Here is a 3,279-nt window from a genome sequence, read left to right as displayed (position 1 = left end):
GGTGTAGCTGCTGTTGTGCAGGACGGCGTGCGGTCGGGCTGCACAGCGTGTGGTGGTGCGGTCGAGATGCACCGCGGCCCCGCGGGCGGTGCGGGTGGTCTCGGCGTGGCTGGTTCTGTGGGATCAGGTCGGGGCCGTCAGCGCCGCGCGGATGCACGCCGTGGTGTCGCGCGCGAGGGGGATGTGCCGCTGGCCCTGTGGTCACTCGCCGACCCCGGGTCTGGCGACACCGGGTCTGGCGGTTCTGCTGGCATCGCTTCCGCTGGAACGGCCGGTGTCGTGGATCGTGATGTCCCCGATCCCGCTCACGGTGCCCCCGACATGCAGGCGCCGGTTCTTGGACGGGCTCCTGGGGTGTCGGTGGCGTCGGTGCGGGCGTGGGCGCAGGCTCAGGGTTATCCGGTGGGTGTGCGGGGGCGGTTGTCGGCGCAGGTACGGGATGCCTATCTGCGGGCTCATCCGGAGCTGCTCGATCCTGATGGTGCGGGCCCCGAGACTGGTGCTGGTGTTAGAGGTCGCGCGGAATGATCACAGCCTGGTCGCGGCCGGGCATGGCAGACGAGGTGCGGGCACGGACCTGTCGATCATGAAGTTGTTGACGCTCCGTGATCATGGAGGCTCCGTGCCCGCCTTGCCATCCTGGTTGATCGAGCCCTTGTGGGGCGAGTTCGCCGCTCTGATCGGGTCTGACCGGCCCGAGTTCGACCCGACCCATCCGTGGGGCTGTCACCGTCGCCGGATCTCTGATCGGGTCGTGTTCGACCACGTCGTTGCCGCTCTGGTGCACGGTAGTGGCTACGAACGCATCGCCACGCCGGGTTGCTCGGACCGCACCATCCGCCGCCGTCTCGATGACTGGGCCACCGCGGGAGTCAGCGAGGAACTGCTCCGCACCGCGCTGGCCGGTTACGACCAGATACTCGGCCTGGATCTTGACGATCTGGCGGTCGACGGATCGATCACCAAGGTGAGCTTCCCCCGGTTTGCCGGAGTGTGGGTTACCTGTCGGCGTCGCGCTGGGCGCGACGATAGTCGTCTTCGTACTCGTCGGGTGAGAGCCCTCCGAGGCGGGCCTGGATCCGGCGCGGGTTGTACCAGCCGTCGAGGTAGCGGATCAGCGCATGCTCGGCCTCGCAGCGGGTCGCGAAGCCCGTCCCGGGCCAGTAGAGCAGCTCGATCTTGAGCGTGGACCACAGGTTCTCGCCGAGGGCGTTGTCATAGCTGTCCCCTGTGGACCCTGTCGACGGGGCGACACCCGCGTCGACCAGGCGCTGAGTGAATCGCAGTGCCGTGTATTGGGCCCCCTTGTCGCTGTGAAAGATCAACTGACCGGGACGCAGGCTCCGGGAGCGCAGCGCGTGGTTGAGCGCGGTCAGCACCAGCACCGTCGTGGCTCGCGGGTCGGTGGCCCAGCCGACGACCCGGTTGGAGAACGCGTCCCGCACCGAGGCCAGCCACAACACGCCCTCACCGGTGACGATGCGAGTCAGGTCCGCCACCCACACCCGGTTGGGCGCGGTCGCGGTGAAGTCGCGTTCGAGCAGGTCCGGCGCCGGGCGGTGGGCCGGATTCTGCCGGGTCGAGCCGCCCTTCCAGCCGCGACGCAGGTGCGCGCCCTGAAGGCCGTGCTCGCGCATGATCCGAGCGACGCGCTTGCGCCCGACGTGCACGCCCTGGCGGCGCAGCTCCAGCCACACCCGCGGGGATCCGTAGGTGGTGGCGAACTCGCTCACCGAGCGGATCTTCACGATCTGCTCAAGCAGGACGGCGTCGTCGAGCTGCCGCTGAGAGGGGTTCGCGCGGCGGGCGCGCCAGTCGTAGTAGGTCGAGGCCGCGATGAGCAGGACCCGTAGTACGAGACCGGCGGGGAAATCATGGGCATCGACGAAGCTCATGATTTCCTCCGGGTCGGGCCGATCTCGCTGGCGAAATAGGCGCTCGCCGCGCGCAGGACCTCGTTGACCCGCCGCAGCTCAGCGTTCTCCCGCGCGAGCCGGCGGTTCTCGGCGAGCATGTCGGTCGACGGCCGATCAGGGCGCTCGCCGGTGTCTGCCTCGGCCTGACGGACCCAGTTGCGCAGGGCCTCGTGATGCACCCCGAGCTGCTCGGCGAGCCCCCGGAACGTCGGGCGAGGGTCGGACTCCCGATACAGCCGAACCGCTCGTTCGCGCAGCTCATCGGGGTACTTTTTCGGTGCGGGCACCAGTGCCTTCCTTCCTGGCCCTCAAGATCGAACCAGTGTTCAGACACTCCGGCAAAGCGGGGGAACCTCACGGGTTCGTAGGCTCGGGTCTGTGGCGTACGTGCGCACGGTGCGGACCGGGTCGGGAGCGACTGCGGTCCAGATCGTGCACGGCTCACGGGCTGGCTCCCGCGATATCGAGCACCTGGGCTCCGCCCACGACCCGGACGCGGTCGAAGCGCTCAAGGCTGCGGCCCGCCAGCGCCTGGCCGGTGGACAGGGCGAGCTGGAACTCGACCTGGGCGAGGCCGGTGCTGCTGTGGCGGCGGCGAGTGGATCGGGGCCGTTGCCGATCGCCTCCTCGCGGATGACTCCGCTGTGGGACGCGCTCAACGCGGCCTACGGCCAGCTCGGTTTTGACGTTGCGACCAGCGGCGATGAGGTGTTCTGTCACCTGGTGCTGGCGCGGATCATCGAGGCGACCAGCAAGCTCGACAGCCTCCGTGTCCTGGCCGAGGCGGGTGTCGAGACCGTCTCCTATGCCACGGTGAAACGCCGTTTGCAGCGCTATGCCGACGACAGCTGGCGGCGTGGGCTGGCCGCGGCCTGCGACGCGCATGCGGCCCTGGGCCCGGCGTCGTGGGTGCCCTACTACGTCTCCACGCCCTACTTCGCGTCCGACCCCGGTGATGGGTTCCGCGAACCCGGCTTCTCCAAGGAACGCCGCCTCCAGCCGCAGATCACCATCGGGCTGCTGACCGATGCCTCCGGGTTCCCGCTGATGATCGAGGCGTTCGAGGGCAACCGCGCCGAGACCGCGACCATGCTGCCCACGTTGCGGGCGTTCATGACCGCCCACCAGCTCGACGACGTCACCGTGGTCGCCGACGCATCCATGACCTCCGTTGCCCAACGCCGCCCCATCGAGGCCGCCGGCCTGGCGTGCGTGCCGTCCGCCACAATCTACGATGTCCCCTCCGCGATCCACGCCTCGCCGCCCCCACACTCCGACGAGCCTGTTCCTGCCCAGCTCTTGCTGGCCCCGCCCGCTCCCTACGCGCTCGCCGCCGAACACCCTCTCCACCACCGTCGCGCGC

4 protein-coding genes and 1 pseudogene are annotated in these 3,279 nt (G+C 69.4%); 3 read left to right on the top strand and 2 right to left on the bottom strand.

What is annotated here, in order from left to right; translation table 11 throughout:
• Positions 1-66: 66 nt before the first annotated feature.
• Together D8M34_RS19885 and D8M34_RS17705 are read left to right on the top strand one after the other, a co-directional pair.
• Positions 67-528: an Lsr2 family DNA-binding protein gene (locus tag D8M34_RS19885; protein WP_446723742.1), complete on the top strand. Its 462-nt coding sequence runs from the start codon at positions 67-69 to the stop codon at positions 526-528.
• Positions 529-622: 94 nt separating this feature from the next.
• Positions 623-967, top strand: a pseudogene (locus D8M34_RS17705) (IS5/IS1182 family transposase); the annotation flags it as partial.
• 31 nt (positions 968-998) lie between these two features.
• Here D8M34_RS17705 and D8M34_RS17700 read toward each other — a convergent pair.
• Together D8M34_RS17700 and D8M34_RS17695 are read right to left on the bottom strand one after the other, a co-directional pair.
• Positions 999-1,895 carry an IS3 family transposase gene (locus D8M34_RS17700; protein WP_126894685.1) on the bottom strand — a complete coding sequence of 299 codons (897 nt, stop codon included), beginning with the start codon at positions 1,893-1,895 and terminating at the stop codon, positions 999-1,001.
• The gene (locus D8M34_RS17695; RefSeq protein ID WP_161973087.1) at positions 1,892-2,203 is read right to left on the bottom strand and encodes a transposase; all 312 of its coding nucleotides are present in this window, start codon (positions 2,201-2,203) and stop codon (positions 1,892-1,894) included. Before D8M34_RS17695 ends, D8M34_RS17700 begins: the two co-directional genes overlap by 4 nt.
• 91 nt (positions 2,204-2,294) lie before the next feature.
• Here D8M34_RS17695 and D8M34_RS18910 point away from each other — a divergent pair.
• On the top strand, positions 2,295-3,279 hold a 985-nt coding region (locus tag D8M34_RS18910), incomplete at its 3' end, for an IS1634 family transposase (RefSeq protein ID WP_446723741.1).

The sequence above is a fragment of the Microbacterium sp. HSID17254 genome (assembly GCF_003989315.1).
In the GTDB taxonomy this organism is placed as follows: Bacteria; Actinomycetota; Actinomycetes; order Actinomycetales; family Microbacteriaceae; genus Microbacterium.
Note: the sequence above shows the minus strand (reverse complement) of the source record. Positions and strands in the feature narration are given on the sequence as shown.